Origin of the sequence: Cellulomonas sp. C5510, from assembly GCF_019797765.1 — a bacterium.
Taxonomy (GTDB): Bacteria; Actinomycetota; Actinomycetes; order Actinomycetales; family Cellulomonadaceae; genus Cellulomonas.
On sequence record NZ_CP081862.1, the window covers coordinates 3,272,035 to 3,291,495 of the forward strand.

The following is a 19,461-nucleotide window of genomic DNA, read 5'->3' on the forward strand; positions in this document are numbered from 1 at the left end:
CGGCACGGAAGGGTGCCGCCCGCCCGGGGTCCAGGGGGCGGCCGGGCGGTCCGGGGTGATCCAGGGCCGGACGGCCGCGGCGCGGCGGCTCGGGGGAACCGGCCGCGCGGAGGGGGTCACCGGGGGGCGGTGACCCCCTCTCTCACGCACGGGCCCGACCGGGGCCGCCGCACCGACCGCCGTCGGCCCCGGGGTGGGTCGTCAGCGCTGCGCGAGCGCGGTCAGCACCCGGCGCACGCTCGACTCGAGCCCCCACCGCGCCGTGAGGTCGACGAGCGCCTCGGCGTCGACGGGCTGCCGCGGCAACGTGAAGCGCTCCGGGTCCGCCGCGCCGCCGGCCAGCCGCACCGGCGCGTCGGACGCGACCCGCACGACACCCGGCGCGACCGCGAGGTACGCGTCGGCGTCGACCAGCCGGCGGCGCTGCGCGGCCGTCAGCCCGGCGTCCGCGGCGTCGCGCGCGGCCAGCACCGAGCGGAGATCGCCGTACCGCGCCAGCAGCGACGCCGCCGTCTTCTCCCCGATCCCGGGGACACCCGGCAGGCCGTCGCTCGGGTCGCCGCGCAGCACCGCCATGTCCGCGTACGCCGCGCCGGTGGCGACGGCGTACCGCTCGTGCAGCCGGGCCGCGTCCACCACCTCGACGTCCTTGATGCCGCGGACCGTGTACAGCACGCGGACGCCGGCGTCGTCGTCGACGAGCTGGAACAGGTCCCGGTCCCCGGTCACGACGAGCACGGGCGCGCCGGAGCCCGACGCGACCTCGCGCGCGGTGAGCGTGCCGATCACGTCGTCGGCCTCGTAGCCCTCGGCGCCCGCGCGCGCGATGCCCAGGGCGGCCAGCACCTCCGCGATCACCGGCACCTGCGGCGCGAGCGCGTCCGGCACCTCCTCCGCGACCGCGACGCCCGCCTCGGCCGCCTCGGCCGCGGCCTCCGCGCCGCCGACAGCCCGGTGCGCCTTGTACGACGGGATGGCCGCGACGCGGAACGCCGGGCGCCAGTCCTCGTCCCAGCACGCCACGAGCCGCTCCGGCCGGTGGTCCGTCACCAGCCGCGCGATCATGTCGAGCAGCCCCCGCACCGCGTTCACGGGGGTGCCGTCCGGGGCGGTCACCGAGTCGGGGACGCCGTAGAACGCGCGGAAGTACAGCGACGCCGAGTCGAGCAGCATCAGCGAGCCGGGTCGGCTGGTCATCGGTCCTCCGGGGCCTGGGGGTGACGGTGCCGCGGGGACACGGGCACGGCGGCAGTCTCGCCGGTCGCGCGCCGGGGCACCAGCAGCACGGCCCGCACGGACGAGCCCCTGCGCTCCCCGACCCCGGGTCCGGGGCTCAGCGCCGGGCGGCCAGCCGCGCCAGGGTCACGGCGACCGCGTCCTCCGCGACCGCGCCCCGCCAGTCCGGGCCCCGCTGCGCCGCCCACCCGCGCCACGCCGCACCGCCCCACGTGCCGGCGGTGGACCACAGCGCGGCCGTCGCCGCCGGGAGCCACACCGACCGGCCCCGCTGCCGGGCGAGGGCGGCACCGCCGAGGGCCGCCGCGACCGCGCGGCTCTGGGGTCCGGGGGGCAGCAGCCGGCTCGGCGTGCTCGGCAGCTTGTCCCCGACGAGCTCGGCGGCCACGCCCGCCCGGGCGACCAGACGTGTGACGCCCCGCGACCCGGGGTCCGCGAGCGCCGGCGCGGCCACGGCGAGCGACGCCCGGCTGCCGGCCGCGACGCCGAGGGCCGCCGCGCGCAGCAGCAGGCCCGCCCGGCTGCCGGACGCCGCCCGGCGGCCGTCGCCCGAGCGCCCTCGTGCGCGACCGCCCGCGGGGAGCGCGACGGTCGGGTCGGCCGATCCGGCCCGTCCCCGCCCCTGGCGCACGTCGTGCCGGTCGTGGTGGTGGTCCCCTGCGCGGTGTCGTCGGCCCATGCCCCGACGGTCGCGCGCCCGGCGCCGGACGGCAACCGCAGCCGGGCGGCGTCCGCCGGCTCTGCGCCGCAGCGGTGGCCGCGACGGGCGGACGCGACGGGCGGGGGGGGGCCCCCCCCCCCCCCCCCCCCCCCAACACCCCCCGCCCGCCCCGCCCGTTCCTCCCGGCCGCCCCTCCGCGGCCGGTCACCGGGCCGTCCCGCGCCGGCTCCCCGGCGCCGGACGTCACCCGGCGAAGTCGAGCTGCTCCTCCGCGACGGCCACCACGCTCCACGTGCCGCCGTCCGTGTCCGTGAGCTCGTACGCCGGGACGAGCAGCGCGGCGCCGTCCGGCTGGTAGAGCACCGTGAGGCCCAGCCGGGCGCCGGTGAGGGTCACGTGCTGCACCGGCCAGGCGATGGCTGCGCCCGGCGTCGCGGTGGGCGGCACCGTCGGGTCGGCGGACGGGTCCGCCGTCACCGCCGCGTCGTCCGACGCCTCCGCACGGGCCAGGGGCATCACGCCGCCCCAGCCGCCGCCGAACCGCGGGTCCTCGAGCCGGGCCGCGGCCGTCGCCGCGCCGACCACCGGGTACTCCCCCAGGTCGACGAGCGGCGCGAGCCCGCCGTACAGCGACTGCACGCCGCCGTCGACCAGGGTGAGGTTCCAGGCGAGGCCCGTGCGCTGGCCGTCGACGACCTGGTCCGCGAGCACCGTGCTGGCCCGCGGGGTGCCCGCGTCCGCGACCTCGTACACGAACCCGTCCGGGTCGACGCCCAGCGCCGCCAGCAGGTCGCGCGCCGCCGCCACCGCCGCGTCACCCGTCGGGGCGTCGCCGCCCGCGGTGGGGTCGCACGACGCCGACGGGTCGACCGGCGCAGCCGGGTCGACGAGGCCGGGCTCGATGGTCGCGACATCGCCCGGGGCCGGTGCGGTGCCGTCCGAGCCCTCCGCGCCGTCCGAGCCCTCGGCGCTGTCCGTGCCGCCGCCCGCCTCGGGCAGGCCCGGCTCGTCGGCCGCGGACGCCGTGCACGCCCACGGGTCGCGGGTGGGGTCGTAGTAGCTGACGCTCGCGGTGCCGTCCGGCTGGAGGGACACGCTCGGACCGCTGCCGTCGTCCGGGCCGACCGTCCACGCCCCCCACTCCAGGCGCGGTTCGCCGGGCACGCCCAGCGCCGCCGCGACCCGCGCCGCCGTGTCCGCCGAGAACACCGACGCGGCGTCCAGCGCCCAGGCGTGGGCCGAGCCGGCGTCGTCCGGCAGGCCCTGGGCGGTGAACTCCGCGCGTCCGCTGCCGAACCCGGGGGCGATCCGCATGGTGTCCGCGCCCGTGGTCGCCTCCGGGCTGTCCGCGGCGCTGGAGAGCCCGGTCACCCCGCCCTGCCCGAGCACGATCGGGTCGGCGGTGCCGGCCAGGTCGTCCCCGGCGCCGCCGGCCGCGCCGATCGCGTAGCCGCCACCCCCGGCCAGCAGGGCCGCGCCCACGCCCACCGCCGCGACCTGCAGCCACCGGCTGCGACGCCGTCCCGCCAGCGGGGTCACCGTCGCGCCGTCCGGGGGTGCCGCGGTGTCGTCGCGCGGCACCGCCCCGTCGCCCGCCGTGCGGTGGGCGACCTCGGCGCGCAGCGCTCCGGCGTCGAGCCGGGCGTCCGCCGCGGGGTCCGCGGCACGCAGCCGCGCGAACGCCTCGTCGTCCCCGGCGTCCCCGGGCTGCGGGTGGGGGTGCTGCTCGTCCACGTCGGCCTCCTGGTCGCTGGCGCCCGCGGCATCCGGCCGGGGCGCGTCCACCCCCTTGTGTGTGGCGGACGTGCCCGCGCTTGCACCCGCCGGCCGCCCGTCGTGCCGGGTCAGTCGGCGGCCCAGACCTCGCGCAGCCGCGACCGCGCCCGGGAGAGCGCCGCGTCGGCGCCGCCCCGCGAGACGCCGAGCACGAGCGCCAGGTCCGCCCCCGTCATGCCCTCCCACGCGGTGAGCAGCAGCACCTGCCGGTCCCGCGCGCTCAGCCGCCCGAGCGCCTCGCGGACCCGCTCGTCCCGCACGGCCTGCACCGCGGGGTCCTCCGGGTCCGGCTCGTCCGGGACCTCCGCGACCGGGACCGGGCGGCCCTTGCGCCGGTGGTTCGCCAGCACGAACCCGGCCGTGCGGTACAGCCACGCGAGCTCCATGCCCTCCGGCAGCTCGTCGCGGCGCCGCCACGCCACGGTGAGCACGTCGGCCGCGAGGTCCTCGGCGTCCTCGCCGGCGCCACGGCGCAGCAGGTACCGGTGCACCGCCCGGGCGTGCGAGCGGAACAGGTCGTCGAACCACGCGTCCCCGCGGCCGGTCGCCGCGGCACCCGCGGGGGGCGGCGACCCCGGCGGGAGCGCGTCGGAGACGTCGGCGGTCGGCCCGGCGGCAGGCTGCTGGCGACTGTGCACGCGATCCCCTCGGGTGGTCGGCCGGCGCCTGGGACGGGCCGGTGACCCTACTGTGTCGCGTCGCGCGCGCGACTTGCACCGGCTCGCGGGCCGGTTTCCCCGGCCGCCGGCGGCGGGTCCCCGCTCAGCGCGGCTCCGGGCCGACCGGCGAGATCCCGAGCTCGTGCACCAGCAGCAGGAACGCCCGCCCGTACGGCGTGGTCGCCGTCTCCCGTCGGACGCGGTGCCAGTCCACCTGCTCGCGCAGCGCCCGGACCATCGCGATCATCCGCGTGAAGTCGCAGTAGTGCTCGCCGAGCACCCGCATCTTCGCGGAGATGATGTCCGTCGCGTCGAGCACCGGCATGCGCACCGCGAGCACCTCCATGGTGTCGCTGCGGGCCAGCATCTCCCGGGTGATCGGCTCCCCCACCATGCGGTAGAGCACGTCGACGAGCGCGCCGCGGTGGTACGCCTTGAACAGCCAGTTCTCGGCGGGCTCGTGCACCTCCAGCCCGGCGGCCGCGATCGCCTCCTGGGCCCGGGCCACGTCCTCCTGCGTCACCGCGAAGTCGGCGTCGTGGCTCGGCTCCGGCGCACCGCGGGCCCAGGCCGCGTACCCGCCGACCAGCGCGAACGGGATCCCCGCGTCCTCCAGCGCGACGGCCGTCATGCGCAGCGCGTCCTGCAGGGCCGCCCGCGGGTCGTCCGGCGCGGCGGCGCCCGCCTGGACCTCGGCACCCGGCGCGCCGGCTCCCTGCGATGCGTCGCTCATGGCGACGTGTGTACACGACGACGGGCGCAGCCGCAGGCCGACGGGGAGAATCGGGGCGTGCGACTTGCGACGTTCAACATCCTGCACGGGCGCGGCCTCAGCGACGGCAGGGTCGACCTCGACCGGTTCGCCGGCGCGGTGCGCGGTCTGGACGCCGACGTCCTGGCGCTCCAGGAGGTCGACCGCGACCAGCCACGCTCCCACCAGGCGGACCTCACGGCCGTCGCCGCCGAGGCGATGGGCGCCGGCGAGCACCGGTTCGTCGCGACCCTCCACGGCCACCCCGGCACGTGGACGGCGGCGACCGGCGAGGACCAGCCGGCCATCGCGGCCTACGGCATCGCGCTGCTCAGCCGGCACCCGGTGTCGTCGTGGCGGGTCCTGACGCTGCCGACGCTGCGCCGGCGTGTGCCGATGGTGCACCGAGGGACGCGCCGCCCGTCCCTCGTGCAGGACGAGCAGCGGGCGGCGCTCGCCGCGCGGGTGGAGACGCCCGCCGGCCCCGTGACGGTCGTGGCGACCCACCTCACGTTCATCACCGGGTGGAACGTCGTCCAGCTCCGGCACCTCGTGCGGGCCTGCCGCGGGCTGCCGCGTCCGCTCGCCGTCGTCGGGGACCTCAACCTCGAGGGCTCCGTGCCGCAGCGGGTCACGGGCTGGCGGTCGGTGGGACGCGTCGACACCTTCCCGGTCGAGGTCCCGGACCGGCAGATCGACCACGTGCTGCTCGACGGGCCGGTGGAGCCGTCGAGCGAGCCGGTCGCCGTCGACACCGGGATGTCGGACCACCGGGCGCTCGTCGTGGACCTGGCGCTCGGGCGCCGCTGACGCCGGACCCCCGCGCGGTGGGGCGGGGAGCCGTGGGCGGAGGGGCGGTCGGTGACCTCAGTCGGCCTCGGGGTCGACGACGAACCACACCGTCTTGCCCTCGCCGTCGTGCAGGTCGACGCCCCACGTCCGCGACAGCGCCTCCACCAGCGCCATGCCGCGTCCGGAGACGGCGGTCGGCGCGGGGTGCTGCACCTGCGGCCGGGCGGGGCTCTCGTCGCTCACGGACACGCGCACGCCGCGGTGGTCGATCCGGACCGCGACGCGCACCCGGCCGTGCTCCGGGCCGTGCACGACGGCGTTCGCGACCACCTCGCCCGTCAGCAGCTCGATCACCTGGTTCGCGGAGCCCTGCACGCCCGACGCGGCGACCCGGTGCATGATCCAGTGCCGCGCCGCGCGGGGGGCGGAACGCCGTGCCTCGAGGACGAGCTCGTCGTGCTCCGCGCGTGCGTCCGCACGCCGCGCGCCCGGCGCCGAACGGAGGTCCCTGACGTCACCCACCCGCCTACTGTGCCCGACGCGAGGCCGCTCCGCTGCGCGAACGCCACACCGTGGACGCACCGGGTGTCCTGGCCCGGCGCCGCCGGGGGGTTCCTCGGGCAGGGCGGCGGACGTACGGTCTCAGGGCGCGGAGGCGGCCGGGAGGAGCGCGGATGGCAGGGGGCGGGAGCACCTCCGGGATGACGCTGGGCACGTCCGCCGGGCGCGGGACGCTGCTCGCCACGGTGCTCGGCTCCGCGCTGGTGTTCCTCGACGGGACGATCGTCGGGATCGCGCTGCCCACCATCGCGGACGACCTCGGCGCCACCACCGCGGGCCTGCAGTGGACCGTCAACGGCTACGCGCTGACGCTCGCCGCGCTGCTGCTGCTCGGCGGGTCGCTCGGCGACCGGTTCGGCCGCCGCCGGCTGTTCCTCGTCGGCACGGTGGCGTTCGCCTCCGCGTCGGTGCTCTGCGCGCTCGCGCCCACCGTGGGGCTGCTCGTCGCCGCGCGGGCGCTGCAGGGCGTCGGTGGCGCCCTGCTCACCCCCGGGTCGCTGGCGATCCTGCAGGGCTCGTTCGCGGAGCAGGACCGCGCCCGCGCGATCGGGGCGTGGTCCGGCCTGTCCGGCGCGGCCGGCGCGATCGCCCCGTTCCTCGGCGGCTGGATCGTCGAGCAGGCGGGCTGGCGCTGGGTGTTCGGCATCAACATCCCGCTCGCCGCGCTGGTCGTGGTCGTCGCGCTGCGCTGGGTGCCGGAGTCGTCGGACCCCGAGGCACCGCGCCGCCTCGACTGGCTCGGGACCGTCCTCGCCGGGACGAGCCTCGGCGCGCTGACGTGGTCGTTGACCGCCTGGTCCGAGCGCGGCCGGGCCGACGCCACGGTGGCCGCCGCCGGCGTCGCGGGGGTCCTCGCGCTCGGCGCCTTCGTGGCGGCCGAGGCCCGCTCCGACCACGCCGCGCTCCCGCTGCGGCTGTTCCGCTGGCGGCCGTTCGCCGCCGTGAACCTCGCCACGCTGCTCGTGTACGCCGCGCTGACGGGGATCTTCTTCTTCCTGCCGGTGACGCTGCAGGTGGTCGTCGGCTGGTCGCCGCTCGCGGCGGGCGTCGCGGCGCTGCCGTCCACGCTGCTGATGCTGCTGCTGTCCGCACGCGGCGGCGCCCTGGGCGCCCGGATCGGCCCGCGCATCCCCATGACCACCGGACCGCTGCTCGCCGGAGCCGGTGCCCTGCTGCTCGCCGGGATCGGGCCGGGGACCGGGTACGTCACAGGCGTGCTGCCCGGGGTCGTGGTGGTCGGGGCCGGGCTGGTGCTGACGGTCGCCCCGCTGACGGCCACCGCCCTCGGAGCGGCGCCCGACCACCTCGCCGGGGTCGCGTCCGCCACGAACAACGCCGTGGCACGGGTCGCGGGCCTGCTCGCGGTGGCCGTGCTGCCGCTCGTCGCCGGGGTCGGGGCGGGGCTGTCCGACCCGGCGGTGCTGGCCGGAGCCCATCCCGTCGCCATGCGGGCGTGCGCGGTGCTGATGGCCGCCGGCGCCGTGGTCGCGGTCGTCGGCGTCCCCGGCTCGGCGGCGGCCGTCCGCCCGCCCGACCCGCGTCGGGGTCGCCGCGCGCCGGCCTGACCGGTGCGGTCGGCTGTCGGTGGCGTCCGGCACGATGTGGTCATGCCCGACTACGTCGCCCACCTGACCGTCCCCGACGTGCCGGACGACGAGACCCGCGCCGGCATGGCCGACGCCCTCGGTGCGCTGCGCGACGACGCGCCGCCGGCGTTCACCGGCGGCCGCGTCACGTTCGACCTGCGGGGCGAGGCGCCCGACCTCGAGACCGCCGTCCGGGTGGCGCGCACGCACGCCGCCGAGATCCTGGACGACCTCGCCTGGGAGGTCGACGTCGAGGAGCTCGGCTGAGCTCCTCGACGTCGGGCCGGCCGGTCAGCGGGGGCCGGCGGCCGGGTCCTGCGGGCCCTGGCCCTGCGCGGGCGGGTACGGCTGCCCGGCGTCCGGCTGCGCCGCGGAGGACGGCGCCTGGTACGGCGGGTACGGCGGCTGCTGCGCGGGTCGCGCGCCGGGGAACGACGCGTCGTACGCCGACGGGCCGTGCGTCCGGGCCACCCAGTCCTCACCCGGCATGAAGATCCACAGCAGCGGGTAGATCAGCAGCGGGCTGCCGGGCAGCACGATCAGCACGATCACGAACAGCCACCGCATGGGCCACGCGTCCATGCCGAACCGCCGCGCGAGCCCGCTGCACACGCCGCCGAGCACGCGGCCGTCGAGCGGGCGCACCAGGCCGTTGCGCCACATCGCCTCGTAGATGCCGGTCATCGTCACTCACTCCTGTCGTCTCGGGTGTCGCCGTCGCGACACCTCCTACGGTGCCGGGCGGGAGCGGGCGGCACATCCGGGACGGACCCTGGCCCGACCCTGAACTGCACCCTGACGATCAGCGCAGGTGCACCCGGACGCCGTCCTCCTCGACGGTGAACCGCACCGCCGCGAGGTCGGCCACCACGAGGTCGGCACCCGCGGGACCCTCGGGCTCCGTGGTGCGCAGGCCGAGCGTGGCGGCCCCCGCGGCGCGGCCGGACCGCACGCCGGACGCGGCGTCCTCGACGACGAGGCACCGCCGGGGGTCCGCGCCCAGCAGCGCGGCGCCCGCCAGGTACGGCTCCGGGTCGGGCTTGCCGCGCGCGACGTCGTCGGCCGTGACGACCGCGGAGGGCACGGCGAGGCCGACGGCGCCGACCCGTGCGGCCGCGAGCCGACGCCCGCACGACGTCACGAGCGCGGTCCTGCCCGCGGCCCCGAGCAGCCCCAGGACGTCGGCGGCCCCCGGCAGCTCCTCGATGCCCTCGGTGTCCGCGACCTCCAGCTCCACCACGCGGTCGAGCGCGGCGGCCCGGACCTCCGCCGGGGCGTCCGGCAGCAGCAGGTCGACGATGTCGCGCGCCGGCACCCCGTGGAACCCGAACGGGCTGAGGTCGTCGGTCGGCATCCCGAACTCCTGCGCGAGGCGCAGCCAGCAGCGCTCCACGGACCGCGTGGAGGAGATCAGCGTCCCGTCCATGTCGAGCAGCACGGCGTCGAAGACCTCGGCGAGGACGTCCCGCCGGCCGTCGGAGGCGGGCGGGCTGGCGGGTCCGGTCGGCGTCGTCATGCCCCCGAGCCTGACACGTCCGGGCACCTCGGCACCGTCGGCCGGCCGGGGAGCAGTCACCCGGGTGAAGGCGGGACCGTCCCAGGCGGCGCCCAGGTTCGGCAGCTACCGTGGGTGAGCCCCGCGGCGCCGTGCCGCGGCTCTCCCCCGCCGGCCTCGCCGCGCGCACCCGCTCGGAAAGGGCGCATGTCCAGCTCACCGCACCCGATCGTCCTCGTGCACGGTACCCGGACGTCCTCCGCCATCTGGGAGGACCAGGTCCGGGCGCTGACGCACGGCGGCCACGCCACCGTCGCCATCGACCTGCCGGGGCACGGCAGCCGGTCCTCCGAGCGGTTCACGTTCGAGGGCGGGCTCGCGGCGATCGACGAGGCGGTGCGCTCCTGCGACTCCCCGCCGCTGCTCGTGGGCCTGTCGCTCGGCGGGTACATGGCGCTGGCGTACGCCGGGGAGCACGAGGACCGCCTCGCCGGTGTCGTCCTCGCGGGCTGCTCCACCGACCTCAAGGGCAAGCCGCTGCGGGCCTACCGCCGCGCCTCCCGCCGGCTGGTCCCCGCGCTGGGCCTCGGCGGCGGCACCTGGCACGTCGTCACGGACATGCTCGCCGCCCTGCAGGGCTACTCCCCGCTGCGGGACCTGCGCCGCCTGGTGCTGCCCGTCTGGCTCGTCAACGGTGCGCGCGACCCGCTGCGGTTCGGTGCGCGCCGCTACCTCGGCGCGCACCCGGGCGCACGGCAGTGGGTGGTGCCGGGCGCGGGCCACGACGTCAACAGCCACGCTCCCGTCGCCTTCAACCGGATCCTGCTGCACGTGCTGCGGGACCTCGCGCAGCGCATGCCGCTGCCGGCGCCCCGCCTGGGCTGACAGGCGCGCGCCGCGGGCGTCGCGCGTTCCGCCCCCGGGCACCCCGCCGGGCGGCCACAATGGCGGCATGACCTCGACCGACGACCGTCCCTGGGTCGCGCACTACCAGCCCGGCGTGCCCGCCGACATCGAGCTGCCGACGGAGTCCCTCGTCGCGATGCTCGAGCGCTCCGTCGCCGAGGGCCGCGACCACCCCGCGCTGGAGTTCTTCGGGCGCCGCACCACCTACGCCGAGCTCGGCGAGCAGGTCGAGCGCGCCGCGGAGGGCCTGCGCCGGCTCGGGGTCCGCGCCCGGGACCGGGTCGCGCTGCTGCTCCCCAACTGCCCGCAGCACGTCGTCGCGTTCTACGCCGTGCTGCGGCTCGGTGCCGTCGTCGTCGAGCACAACCCGCTCTACACGTCGCGGGAGCTGCGCCACCAGTTCGAGGACCACCAGGCCCGGGTCGTCATCGCGTGGGACAAGGCCGTCGAGCAGCTGCGCGCGTTCCCGCCGGACGTCGAGCTGGACCACATCGTGTCGGTCAACCTGCTGCGGGCGTTCCCGGCGGTGAAGCGGGCGGCGCTGTCCCTGCCCGTCCCGAGCCTGCGCGCCACCCGGCGCTCCCTGACGGCACCCGCCCCGGGCACGATCCCCTGGGAGGACCTGCTGGGTCACGGGCGGCTCGCCGCGGACCACCCGCGCCCGGATGTCGCGGACCTCGCCGCCATCCAGTACACGTCCGGCACCACCGGCCGCCCCAAGGGGGCGATGCTCACCCACCTCAACCTGTACGCCAACGCGCTGCAGGGCGAGGCGTGGATGCACGGCGCCGAGTACCGCAAGGAGGTGTTCTACGCGATCCTGCCGATGTTCCACGCGTTCGGCATGACGCTGTACCTCACCTACGGCATCCGCAAGCAGGCGCTGATCGTGCTGTTCCCGAAGTTCGACACCGGCCTGGTGCTGGACGCGATGAAGACGTCACCGGCGACCGTGTACTGCGCCGTCCCGCCGATCTACGAGCGCACCGCCATGGCCGCCAAGGAGCGCGGCGTCTCGCTCGCGTCGTGCCGGTTCTGCATCTCCGGGGCCATGAACCTGCCCGACGCCACCGTGGAGCTCTGGGAGTCGATGTCCGGCGGCCTGCTCGTCGAGGGCTACGGCATGACGGAGTCCTCCCCCGTCGCACTCGGCAACCCGTTCCACCCGTCGCGCCGTGCGGGCACCATCGGCATCCCGTTCCCGTCGACGCGGATGCGGGTCGTCGACCCCGAGCACCCCGACGTCGACGTGCCGCAGGGCGAGCCCGGCGAGCTGCTGCTGCACGGGCCGCAGGTGTTCGCGGGCTACTGGAACAACCCCGACGAGACCGCGGCGACGCTCCTGCCGGGTGGCTGGCTGCGGACCGGCGACATCGTCACGGTCGACGCGGACGGCTTCACCACGATCGTCGACCGGGCCAAGGAGCTCATCATCACGGGGGGCTTCAACGTCTCCCCGTCCGAGGTCGAGGCGGTGCTGCGCGGCCACCCGACGGTCGCGGACGCAGCGGTGATCGGCAAGCCCCTGGAGCGCGGCGGGGAGATGGTCGTGGCGGCCGTGGAGCTCGAGCCGGGCGCGACGCTCGACGAGGCGGCCCTGCGGGCGTACTGCCGGGAGCAGCTCGCGGCGTACAAGGTCCCGGCGCGGGTCGTGGCGATCGAGGACACCCCGCGCTCGATGCTCGGCAAGGTGCTGCGCAAGCAGGTGCGCGAGCTCGTGCTGCCGCGCCTGTAGCGCGGGCCGCCGGTCCCGGGGCGCACGCCCGCGACGCGGTGACCGGGGGGTGGACCGCGGCCCGGGCGGTGCGGGGCGCTGTGCCACGATGGCCGCGACCCACCTGCCCAGCCGGGAGACCCGATGATCCGCAGCACCGACCGCATCCTGACCAGCCACGCCGGGAGCCTGCCCCGCACGCCCGAGCTGATCGCGGCGAACGCGGCGCGTGAGGCCGGCGAGGACCCGGCCGGCTACGAGGAGCTGCTCTCCGCGGCGGTGACCGACCTCGTGCGGCGCCAGGTCGCGCTCGGCATCGACGTGCCGGGCGACGGCGAGTTCGGCAAGTCGATGAGCAGCCCGATCGACTACGGCGCCTGGTGGTCGTACTCGTTCCAGCGCCTGGGCGGGCTGGAGCTGCGCAGCGGCGCGGAGTGGCTGTTCGCCGACGTGCAGTCCGGCCCGGGCGACGTCCGGGTCACCGGGTTCGCCCGCCGCCGCGACCGCGCCCGGTTCGAGGAGGCCTACGCCGACCCGACCAGCGGCGTGTTCCACGGCGGCTCGCCGAAGCCGTTCCCGACGGCCGTCGCCCCCCTGTCGTACACCGGCCGGGCCGCGGTGGCGCAGGACGTCGCGAACCTGCGCACCGCGCTCGACGCCACCGGCGCCCAGGAGGGCTTCGTGACCTCGATCGCGCCGGGGTCGGCCGCCCGCATGGCCAACAGCTACTACGCCACCGACGAGGAGTACGTCTGGGCGCTCGCCGACGCGCTGCGCGAGGAGTACGTCGCCATCATCGACGCCGGGCTGGTGCTGCAGATCGACGACCCGTCCATGGCGGAGAACTGGGACCAGATCACCCCCGAGCCGACGGTCGAGGACTACGTGCGCTTCACCGAGCGCAACGTCGAGGCCCTCAACCACGCCCTGCGCGGCCTGCCGCAGGACCGCATCCGCTACCACCTGTGCTGGGGCTCCTGGCACGGGCCGCACACCACGGACCTGCCGATGGCCGACATCGTGTCCACGATGCTGAAGGTCGACGCGGGCGCGTACTCGTTCGAGGCGGGCAACGTCCGGCACGAGCACGAGTGGCGCGTGTGGGAGGACGTCGCGCTGCCCGAGGGCAAGCTCATCCTGCCGGGCGTCGTCTCGCACGCGACCAACGTCGTCGAGCACCCCGAGCTGGTCGCCGACCGCATCGAGCGGTTCGCGCGGCTCGTCGGGCGGGAGAACGTCGTCGCGGCCACCGACTGCGGCCTCGGCGGGCGCATCCACCACCAGATCGCCTGGGCGAAGCTCGAGGCCCTGGTCGAGGGGGCCCGCCTGGCGTCCGCCCGCCTCTGGGCCTGACACCACCCGGCACGCGAACGGCCCGGCACCCTCCGCGGGGTGCCGGGCCGTTCGCGTGCCGCTGGGCGGTGCGCCGGTCAGCCGGTGTTCTGGAGGCCGGCGGCCACGCCGTTCACGGTGAGCAGCAGCAGCCGCTTGTTGTCCTCGACGTGGTCCTCCGACTCGCCGGTCCGCAGCGCCCGCAGGGCCCGGATCTGCAGCAGCGACAGCGCGTCGACGTAGGGGCTGCGCAGCTGCACGGCCCGCCCGAGGATGCGTCGGCGGGCCAGGATGCTGTCCGACCCGGTGATGGCGAGCACCCAGTGCCGCGTCAGCGCCATCTCCTCGAGCACGAGTCCCGCCAGGTCGTCCCGGTCACCGAGGGCCAGGTAGCGCTCGGCGAGCCGCTCGTCGGTCTTGGCCAGCGACATCTCGACGTTGTCGATCATCGTGCTGAACAGGGGCCACTCGGCGTAGGCCGCCTGCAGCTCGGCGAGGTCTCCGACGGAGTCCAGCGCGGTGCCGAGGCCGAACCAGCCGGCGAGGTTCGTGCGGGCCTGCGACCAGGAGAACACCCACGGGATCGCCCGGAGGTCGTCCAGCGACTCCACCGACAGCCCGCGCCGCGCGGGGCGGGAGCCGATGGGCAGCAGGCCGATCTCCTCGAGCGGCGTCACCTGGGCGAACCACTGCGGGAAGCCCGGGGCACGGACCAGCTCGTAGAACCGCGTGCGGGACGACGAGTCGAGCGCGGCCGCCAGGTCGGCGAACCGACCCGTCGCGGCGGCGTTGCGCTGCTCGGTCGACGGGGCCCCCGCCAGGAGGGTCGCCGCGGCGACCTGCTCGATGTGCCGCGCGCCGATCACCGGGTTGCCGTAGCGCGCGAAGATGACCTCGCCCTGCTCGGTGAGCTTGAACCGGCCGTCCACGGAGCCCGGCGGCTGCGCGAGCACGGCGCGGTTCGCGGGGCCGCCACCACGCCCGAGGGCGCCGCCGCGGCCGTGGAACAGCGTGAGCCGCAGCCCGTTGCGCTGGCCCCACTGCGCGATCCGGCTCTGCGCCACGTCGAGCGCGAGGGTCGCGGCCACGGGCCCGACGTCCTTGGAGGAGTCGGAGTAGCCGAGCATCACCTCGACGTGCCGGCCGTTCTGCTCGAGCCGCGCCTGCACGGCCGGGAGGGTGAGCATCTCCTCGAGGATGTCCACGCTGGCCTCGAGGTCCGCGAACGTCTCGAACAGCGGGATCGCGTCGATGACCGGCCGGGTGTCCGGGTCCGGGAACACCAGCTCGGCCAGCTGGTACACGGCGGCCAGGTGCTCGGGCGCCTGCGTGAACGACACGATGTACCGGCGGGCCGCCGCGACGCCGTAGCGCCGCTGCACCGCGCCGATGGCGCGGTAGGTGTCGAGCACCTCGACCGTGCGGGGCTGCAGCTCCCCGTCCAGGCCGTTCTCGGCGATGTCCGCGAGCGCCGCCGCGTGCACCTGCGAGTGCTGCCGCACCTCGAGCTCCGCCAGGTGGAACCCGAAGGTCTGCACCTGCCACACGAGGCGCTGCAGGTCCCCGTACGCCGCGCGCTCGGCACCGGCCGCGAGCAGCGACTGCTGCACCACGTCGAGGTCCGCGAGCAGCTCCTCCGGGCCGGCGTACGACAGGTCGGCGTCGCGGCGGCGGGTCGCGGCGACACGCTCGGCGATCATGCGCAGCGCGCGGCGGTGCGGCTGGTCGCGGACCTCGTTCGCGGCCTTGGCGGCAGCCGTCTCGGACAGGTCGCGCTGCCGGTGCCAGAGCGCGGTGAGCTCCGGGGAGGCCGGCGTGCCGGTCGCGTCGAGCGTGAGCTTGGCGGAGATCCGGCGTGCGGACTCCTCGAGCGCCCCGAGCACGTGCTCGTTCGCGAGCGCGGCGGCGGCCCGCGTCACCTCGGCGGTGACGTTGGGGTTGCCGTCCCGGTCCCCGCCGATCCACGACCCGAGTCGCACGAACGGGCGCACGGCGGGCTCCTGGCGGCCGGCCCCGGGGCCGCTCAGCCAGTCGTCGAGCCGGCGGTAGACGGTCGGGAACGTCTCGAACAGCGTGGTGTCGAAGATGTTCATGACCGTGCGGACCTCGTCGAGCACCGTCGGCTTCTGGGTCCGCAGCGGCGACGTGCGCCAGAGCGTGTCGATCTCCTCGAGGACGCGGCGGTCGTTCTCGGCGCGCGACGTGCCGCCCGCGGCGAGGGCGTCCCGCTCGGCCAGCAGGTCGGAGATGCGGCGGATCGCCCGGGACACCGAACGCCGGCGGGCCTCCGTCGGGTGGGCCGTCAGCACCGGGCGGAACTCGAGCTCCTGGAGCCGGCGCAGCGCCTCGTCGCGCCCGACCTCCTGGGCCAGGGCGTCGATGGCGGCCGGCAGGGAGTCGTCCTGCATGAGCTCGCCGGCGGGCAGCTCGGCCTCGCGGTCGCGCAGCACGCGGACGCGGTGGTGCTCCTCGGCCAGGTTCGCCAGGTGGAAGTAGCAGGTGAACGCGCGGGCCACCTGCTGGGCGCGTTCGATGCTGAACGACGCGACGAGCTCCTCGGCCTCGGCGAGCGCGGACAGGTCCTGCTCGTCGTGGGCGCGGATGGTCAGGGAGCGCACGCGCTCCACGTCGTCGAACAGGTCGTCGCCGCCGGACTCCCGGATGACGCGGCCGAGGAACTCGCCGAGCATCCGGACGTCGTTGCGCAGCGGGTCGGGGACCTCGTGGCGCGCGAGGCCACGGCGGGCCTCGAGCGAGGGCTGGGGGTCGGTCACGGGTCAAGAGTAGGTCAACCGTCCGACGCCCGAGACGGCTGTCCGCCAGGCGACCACCTGTCCCGGTGGACGGACGTCCCGCGCCCGTGTCCTGCGGGATGCGCCCGGGAGTCTAGGCTCGGACCAGTGCCCGCGACCGGCCGCTGCCCTGCGGTCGGCGGGCCTGAACCCCCGATGCCCCGGGCCGCCGGTCCGGGCGGAAAAGAGGTGCGGTGAACGCGAAGGCTCCCCTCGCCCAGACGGTCGGCTGGACCGAGCTGGACCACAAGGCTGTGGACACGGTGCGCGTGCTCGCGGCGGACGCGGTCGAGAAGGTCGGCAACGGCCACCCCGGGACGGCGATCAGCCTGGCCCCGGCGGCCTACCTGCTCTACCAGAACGTCATGCGGCACGACCCCGCGGACCCCCAGTGGCTGGGCCGGGACCGGTTCGTCCTGTCGGCGGGCCACTCGTCGCTGACGCAGTACATCCAGCTCTACCTCGCCGGGTTCGGCCTGGAGCTCGAGGACATCGAGGCGCTGCGGACCTGGGGCTCCAAGACCCCCGGGCACCCCGAGTACAAGCACACGAAGGGCGTCGAGATCACCACCGGGCCGCTCGGCCAGGGCATCTCGTCCGCCGTCGGCTTCGCGATGGCCGCCCGCCGCGAGCGCGGCCTGCTCGACCCCGAGGCGGCGCCCGGCACCAGCCCGTTCGACCACTTCGTCTACACGATCTGCTCCGACGGCGACCTGCAGGAGGGCGTGTCCTCCGAGGCGTCGTCGATCGCCGGCACGCAGAAGCTCGGCAACCTCATCGCGATCTGGGACGACAACCACATCTCGATCGAGGGCGACACCGAGATCGCGTTCACCGAGGACGTCCTCAAGCGGTACGAGGCCTACGGCTGGCACGTGCAGATGGTCGACTGGACCGAGGGCGGCGAGTACACGGAGAACGTGGACGCGCTGCACGCCGCGATCGAGGCCGCCAAGGCCGTCACCGACCGCCCGTCGTTCATCGGCCTGCGGACGATCATCGCCTGGCCGTCGCCGACCAAGCAGAACACCCACGGCTCGCACGGCTCCAAGCTGGGCACCGACGAGGTCCGCGGCCTCAAGGAGGTCCTCGGCTTCGACCCCGAGAAGTCCTTCGACGTGGCGCCCGAGGTCATCGCGCACACCCGCAAGGCCCTGGAGCGCGGCGCCGCCGCCAAGGCCGAGTGGACGAAGGGCTTCGACGCCTGGCGCGCGGCGAACCCGGAGCGCGCCGAGCTGCTCGAGCGCCTGCGTGCCGGGAAGCTGCCCGCCGGATGGGCCGACGCGCTGCCGACGTTCCCCGCCGGCAAGGCCGTCGCCACCCGCGCCGCCTCCGGCGAGGTGCTGTCCGCCCTCGCGCCGGTGCTGCCCGAGCTCTGGGGCGGCTCCGCCGACCTCGCCGGCTCGAACAACACCACCATGAAGGGTGAGCCGTCCTTCATCCCCGCCGAGCGGTCCACGCACGAGTTCGCCGGCAACGAGTACGGCCGCACGCTGCACTTCGGCATCCGCGAGCACGGCATGGGCGCGATCCTGTCGGGCATCGCCCTGCACGGCCTGACGCGCGCGTACGGCGGGACGTTCTTCACGTTCTCCGACTACATGCGCGGGGCGGTGCGCCTGGCGTCGCTCATGGGCGTGCCGGCGATCTACGTGTGGACGCACGACTCGATCGGCCTCGGCGAGGACGGCCCGACCCACCAGCCGGTCGAGCACCTCACCGCCGTCCGGGCCATCCCGGGCCTCGCGGTCGTCCGGCCCGCCGACGCCAACGAGACGGCGCAGGCGTGGAAGGCGATCCTCGAGCGCACCGACGGTCCGGCCGCGCTCATCCTCACCCGCCAGAACGTCCCGACGTTCCCCCGCGGCGAGGACGGCTTCGCGTCCGCCGAGGGCGTGGCCCGCGGTGCGTACACGCTGCTCGAGGCGTCCACCGGTACGCCGGAGGTCATCCTCATCGGGACCGGCTCCGAGGTGCAGCTGGCCGTCGCGGCCCGCGAGACCCTCGAGGCCGCCGGCGTCCCGACGCGCGTCGTGTCGGCCCCGTCGCTCGAGTGGTTCGCGGAGCAGGACGAGGCGTACCGCGAGTCGGTCCTGCCGTCGTCCGTCCGGGCCCGGGTGTCCGTCGAGGCCGGCATCGCGCTGTCCTGGTGGAAGATCCTCGGCGACGCCGGCCGCGCCGTCTCGCTGGAGCACTACGGCGCCTCCGCGGCGTACGAGACGCTCTACGAGGAGTTCGGCATCACGGCGGACGCCGTGGTCGCCGCCGCGCACGAGTCGATCGCGGCGGCCCGCGGCGACTCGGCCCCGGCGTCGGACGCGGGCGCCCCGTCGGAGAGCGGCACGGGCGACCAGCTCTGACCCGCACGCGCTGACACCACGACGGCCGGGCACCCCCTGCGGGTGCCCGGCCGTCGCGCGTCCACCCGGGGTCCCACGTTCGCCGGCCCGCCCCGCCCCCGTCCCCCTCTCTCCGTTCGGAGGCTCCCACCGGTACCGGAGAGTCCCGCGCGGGATCGGAGACCTCGCCGGACACCTCCGATCCCGCGCGCACCCCTCCGAGCACGTTCGGAGTCTCCGAACGGGGAGAGACGGGGGCGCGGGGGGCACGGGTGCGCCGGCGGGGCGGCGCACGGCGCGGTGGGCGGCGGGACCTTGGTCCCCCGGGCGGGGCGGGGTGGGCGCGGGAGGGTCGGGAGGGTGAGCGCGCGGCAGACCCCCGTCTACTTCTACTCCAGCAAGTCCGGGCTGGTGCGGTCGTTCGCGGAGCGGCTCGGGCGGCCCGTGTTCGACCTGTCCGAGCGCGAGCACCGGCTGAGCGAGGCCGACGGCCCGTGGGTGCTGCTGACGCCCTCGTACAAGACGGGCAACGACCGGAACGACACGATCCCCGAGGCGGTGCGCCGGTTCCTGCGCTCGCCCGTCAACCGCCGGCGGATGGTCGGCGTCATGGGCTCCGGCAACCGGAACTTCGGCCGGCACTACCAGATGGCCGCGCGCCAGATCGCGGCGCGGTCGGGCCGGCCCGTGCTGTTCGAGTTCGAGATCGCGGGCACCCCCTGGGACGTCGAGGAGTGCCGGCGCATCCTCGCGGAGCTGGACGAGGCCCTCGCGCGCGACGGCGGCACCCCCGCCGCCTGACCTCGCCGCACCCGCGGGGGCGTGCCGGCACGCACGCGCAGGGCGCGCACGGGTGCGCGT

At 76.4% G+C, this 19,461-nt stretch carries 17 protein-coding genes; 8 read left to right on the forward strand and 9 right to left on the reverse strand.

Translation table 11 applies throughout. The annotated features are described in order from the left end of the window. Window positions 1–201: 201 nt before the first annotated feature. From K5O09_RS15015 to K5O09_RS15035, 5 genes are all read right to left on the reverse strand, one after another. Entirely contained in the window at window positions 202–1,197 is a 996-nt protein-coding gene (locus K5O09_RS15015) for a 5'-3' exonuclease (protein WP_222170264.1), read from the reverse strand. Between the two features lie 136 nt (window positions 1,198–1,333). Further along, window positions 1,334–1,915 carry a hypothetical protein gene (locus tag K5O09_RS15020; protein WP_222170265.1) on the reverse strand — a complete coding sequence of 194 codons (582 nt, stop codon included), beginning with the start codon at window positions 1,913–1,915 and terminating at the stop codon, window positions 1,334–1,336. 225 nt (window positions 1,916–2,140) lie between these two features. Continuing rightward, the gene (locus K5O09_RS15025) at window positions 2,141–3,682 is read right to left on the reverse strand and encodes a DUF4527 domain-containing protein (RefSeq protein WP_222170266.1); all 1,542 of its coding nucleotides are present in this window, start codon (window positions 3,680–3,682) and stop codon (window positions 2,141–2,143) included. Window positions 3,683–3,741: 59 nt separating this feature from the next. Continuing rightward, on the reverse strand, window positions 3,742–4,311 hold the full coding sequence (locus K5O09_RS15030) for an RNA polymerase sigma factor (RefSeq protein ID WP_222170267.1): 570 nt from the start codon (window positions 4,309–4,311) through the stop codon (window positions 3,742–3,744). Between the two features lie 124 nt (window positions 4,312–4,435). Then, window positions 4,436–5,065: a hypothetical protein gene (locus K5O09_RS15035; protein ID WP_222170268.1), complete on the reverse strand. Its 630-nt coding sequence runs from the start codon at window positions 5,063–5,065 to the stop codon at window positions 4,436–4,438. 57 nt (window positions 5,066–5,122) lie between these two features. On the opposite strand from K5O09_RS15035, the gene K5O09_RS15040 reads away from it, so the two are divergent. Further along, window positions 5,123–5,893 (forward strand): endonuclease/exonuclease/phosphatase family protein, encoded by a 771-nt coding sequence (locus tag K5O09_RS15040; RefSeq protein ID WP_222170269.1) that lies wholly within the window; start codon window positions 5,123–5,125, stop codon window positions 5,891–5,893. A 57-nt stretch (window positions 5,894–5,950) separates the two neighbouring features. On the opposite strand, the gene K5O09_RS15045 is transcribed toward K5O09_RS15040, so the two are convergent. After that, complete coding sequence (locus K5O09_RS15045) at window positions 5,951–6,397, reverse strand: ATP-binding protein (RefSeq protein WP_222170270.1); 447 nt, start codon at window positions 6,395–6,397, stop codon at window positions 5,951–5,953. Window positions 6,398–6,549: 152 nt separating this feature from the next. Between K5O09_RS15045 and K5O09_RS15050 the strand changes: the two genes are divergently transcribed. Continuing rightward, the gene (locus tag K5O09_RS15050) at window positions 6,550–8,001 is read left to right on the forward strand and encodes a DHA2 family efflux MFS transporter permease subunit (protein WP_222170271.1); all 1,452 of its coding nucleotides are present in this window, start codon (window positions 6,550–6,552) and stop codon (window positions 7,999–8,001) included. A 42-nt stretch (window positions 8,002–8,043) separates the two neighbouring features. Next, window positions 8,044–8,289 carry a hypothetical protein gene (locus K5O09_RS15055; RefSeq protein ID WP_222170272.1) on the forward strand — a complete coding sequence of 82 codons (246 nt, stop codon included), beginning with the start codon at window positions 8,044–8,046 and terminating at the stop codon, window positions 8,287–8,289. A 24-nt stretch (window positions 8,290–8,313) separates the two neighbouring features. Here K5O09_RS15055 and K5O09_RS15060 read toward each other — a convergent pair whose 3' ends face one another. Both K5O09_RS15060 and K5O09_RS15065 read right to left on the reverse strand, forming a co-directional pair. Then, the gene (locus K5O09_RS15060) at window positions 8,314–8,706 is read right to left on the reverse strand and encodes a PspC domain-containing protein (RefSeq protein ID WP_222170273.1); all 393 of its coding nucleotides are present in this window, start codon (window positions 8,704–8,706) and stop codon (window positions 8,314–8,316) included. A gap of 118 nt (window positions 8,707–8,824) precedes the next feature. Beyond that, on the reverse strand, window positions 8,825–9,538 hold the full coding sequence (locus K5O09_RS15065) for an HAD family phosphatase (RefSeq protein WP_222170274.1): 714 nt from the start codon (window positions 9,536–9,538) through the stop codon (window positions 8,825–8,827). 186 nt (window positions 9,539–9,724) lie between these two features. Here K5O09_RS15065 and K5O09_RS15070 point away from each other — a divergent pair, with 186 nt between their 5' ends. The 3 genes from K5O09_RS15070 (at window position 9,725) to K5O09_RS15080 (ending at window position 13,490) form a co-directional block, all read left to right on the forward strand. Next, on the forward strand, window positions 9,725–10,402 hold the full coding sequence (locus tag K5O09_RS15070) for an alpha/beta fold hydrolase (RefSeq protein WP_222170275.1): 678 nt from the start codon (window positions 9,725–9,727) through the stop codon (window positions 10,400–10,402). Between the two features lie 67 nt (window positions 10,403–10,469). Then, window positions 10,470–12,158: a long-chain-fatty-acid--CoA ligase gene (locus K5O09_RS15075; RefSeq protein WP_222170276.1), complete on the forward strand. Its 1,689-nt coding sequence runs from the start codon at window positions 10,470–10,472 to the stop codon at window positions 12,156–12,158. A gap of 123 nt (window positions 12,159–12,281) precedes the next feature. Further along, window positions 12,282–13,490, forward strand: coding sequence for a cobalamin-independent methionine synthase II family protein (locus tag K5O09_RS15080; protein ID WP_222170277.1), 1,209 nt, complete (start codon window positions 12,282–12,284; stop codon window positions 13,488–13,490). A gap of 77 nt (window positions 13,491–13,567) precedes the next feature. Here K5O09_RS15080 and K5O09_RS15085 read toward each other — a convergent pair whose 3' ends face one another. Continuing rightward, window positions 13,568–16,243 carry a phosphoenolpyruvate carboxylase gene (locus K5O09_RS15085; RefSeq protein ID WP_255595688.1) on the reverse strand — a complete coding sequence of 892 codons (2,676 nt, stop codon included), beginning with the start codon at window positions 16,241–16,243 and terminating at the stop codon, window positions 13,568–13,570. Window positions 16,244–16,455: 212 nt separating this feature from the next. Between K5O09_RS15085 and tkt the strand changes: the two genes are divergently transcribed. Next, window positions 16,456–18,621, forward strand: a complete 2,166-nt coding sequence (gene tkt / locus K5O09_RS15090) for a transketolase (protein ID WP_222170278.1) — start codon at window positions 16,456–16,458, stop codon at window positions 18,619–18,621. A gap of 339 nt (window positions 18,622–18,960) precedes the next feature. Further along, window positions 18,961–19,401 (forward strand): class Ib ribonucleoside-diphosphate reductase assembly flavoprotein NrdI, encoded by a 441-nt coding sequence (gene nrdI, locus K5O09_RS15095; protein ID WP_222170279.1) that lies wholly within the window; start codon window positions 18,961–18,963, stop codon window positions 19,399–19,401. Window positions 19,402–19,461 lie beyond the last annotated feature (60 nt).

Excerpts from the sequence above, each read along its gene's own strand:
- K5O09_RS15055 (WP_222170272.1), top strand. The coding sequence starts at position 8,044 with ATGCCCGACTACGTCGCCCACCTGACCGTCCCCGACGTGCCGGACGAC.
- K5O09_RS15075 (WP_222170276.1), top strand. The coding sequence starts at position 10,470 with ATGACCTCGACCGACGACCGTCCCTGGGTCGCGCACTACCAGCCCGGC.
- K5O09_RS15015 (WP_222170264.1), bottom strand. The coding sequence starts at position 1,197 with ATGACCAGCCGACCCGGCTCGCTGATGCTGCTCGACTCGGCGTCGCTG.
- K5O09_RS15050 (WP_222170271.1), top strand. The coding sequence starts at position 6,550 with ATGGCAGGGGGCGGGAGCACCTCCGGGATGACGCTGGGCACGTCCGCC.
- K5O09_RS15070 (WP_222170275.1), top strand. The coding sequence starts at position 9,725 with ATGTCCAGCTCACCGCACCCGATCGTCCTCGTGCACGGTACCCGGACG.
- K5O09_RS15065 (WP_222170274.1), bottom strand. The coding sequence starts at position 9,538 with ATGACGACGCCGACCGGACCCGCCAGCCCGCCCGCCTCCGACGGCCGG.
- K5O09_RS15060 (WP_222170273.1), bottom strand. The coding sequence starts at position 8,706 with ATGACCGGCATCTACGAGGCGATGTGGCGCAACGGCCTGGTGCGCCCG.
- K5O09_RS15035 (WP_222170268.1), bottom strand. The coding sequence starts at position 5,065 with ATGAGCGACGCATCGCAGGGAGCCGGCGCGCCGGGTGCCGAGGTCCAG.
- K5O09_RS15020 (WP_222170265.1), bottom strand. The coding sequence starts at position 1,915 with ATGGGCCGACGACACCGCGCAGGGGACCACCACCACGACCGGCACGAC.
- K5O09_RS15080 (WP_222170277.1), top strand. The coding sequence starts at position 12,282 with ATGATCCGCAGCACCGACCGCATCCTGACCAGCCACGCCGGGAGCCTG.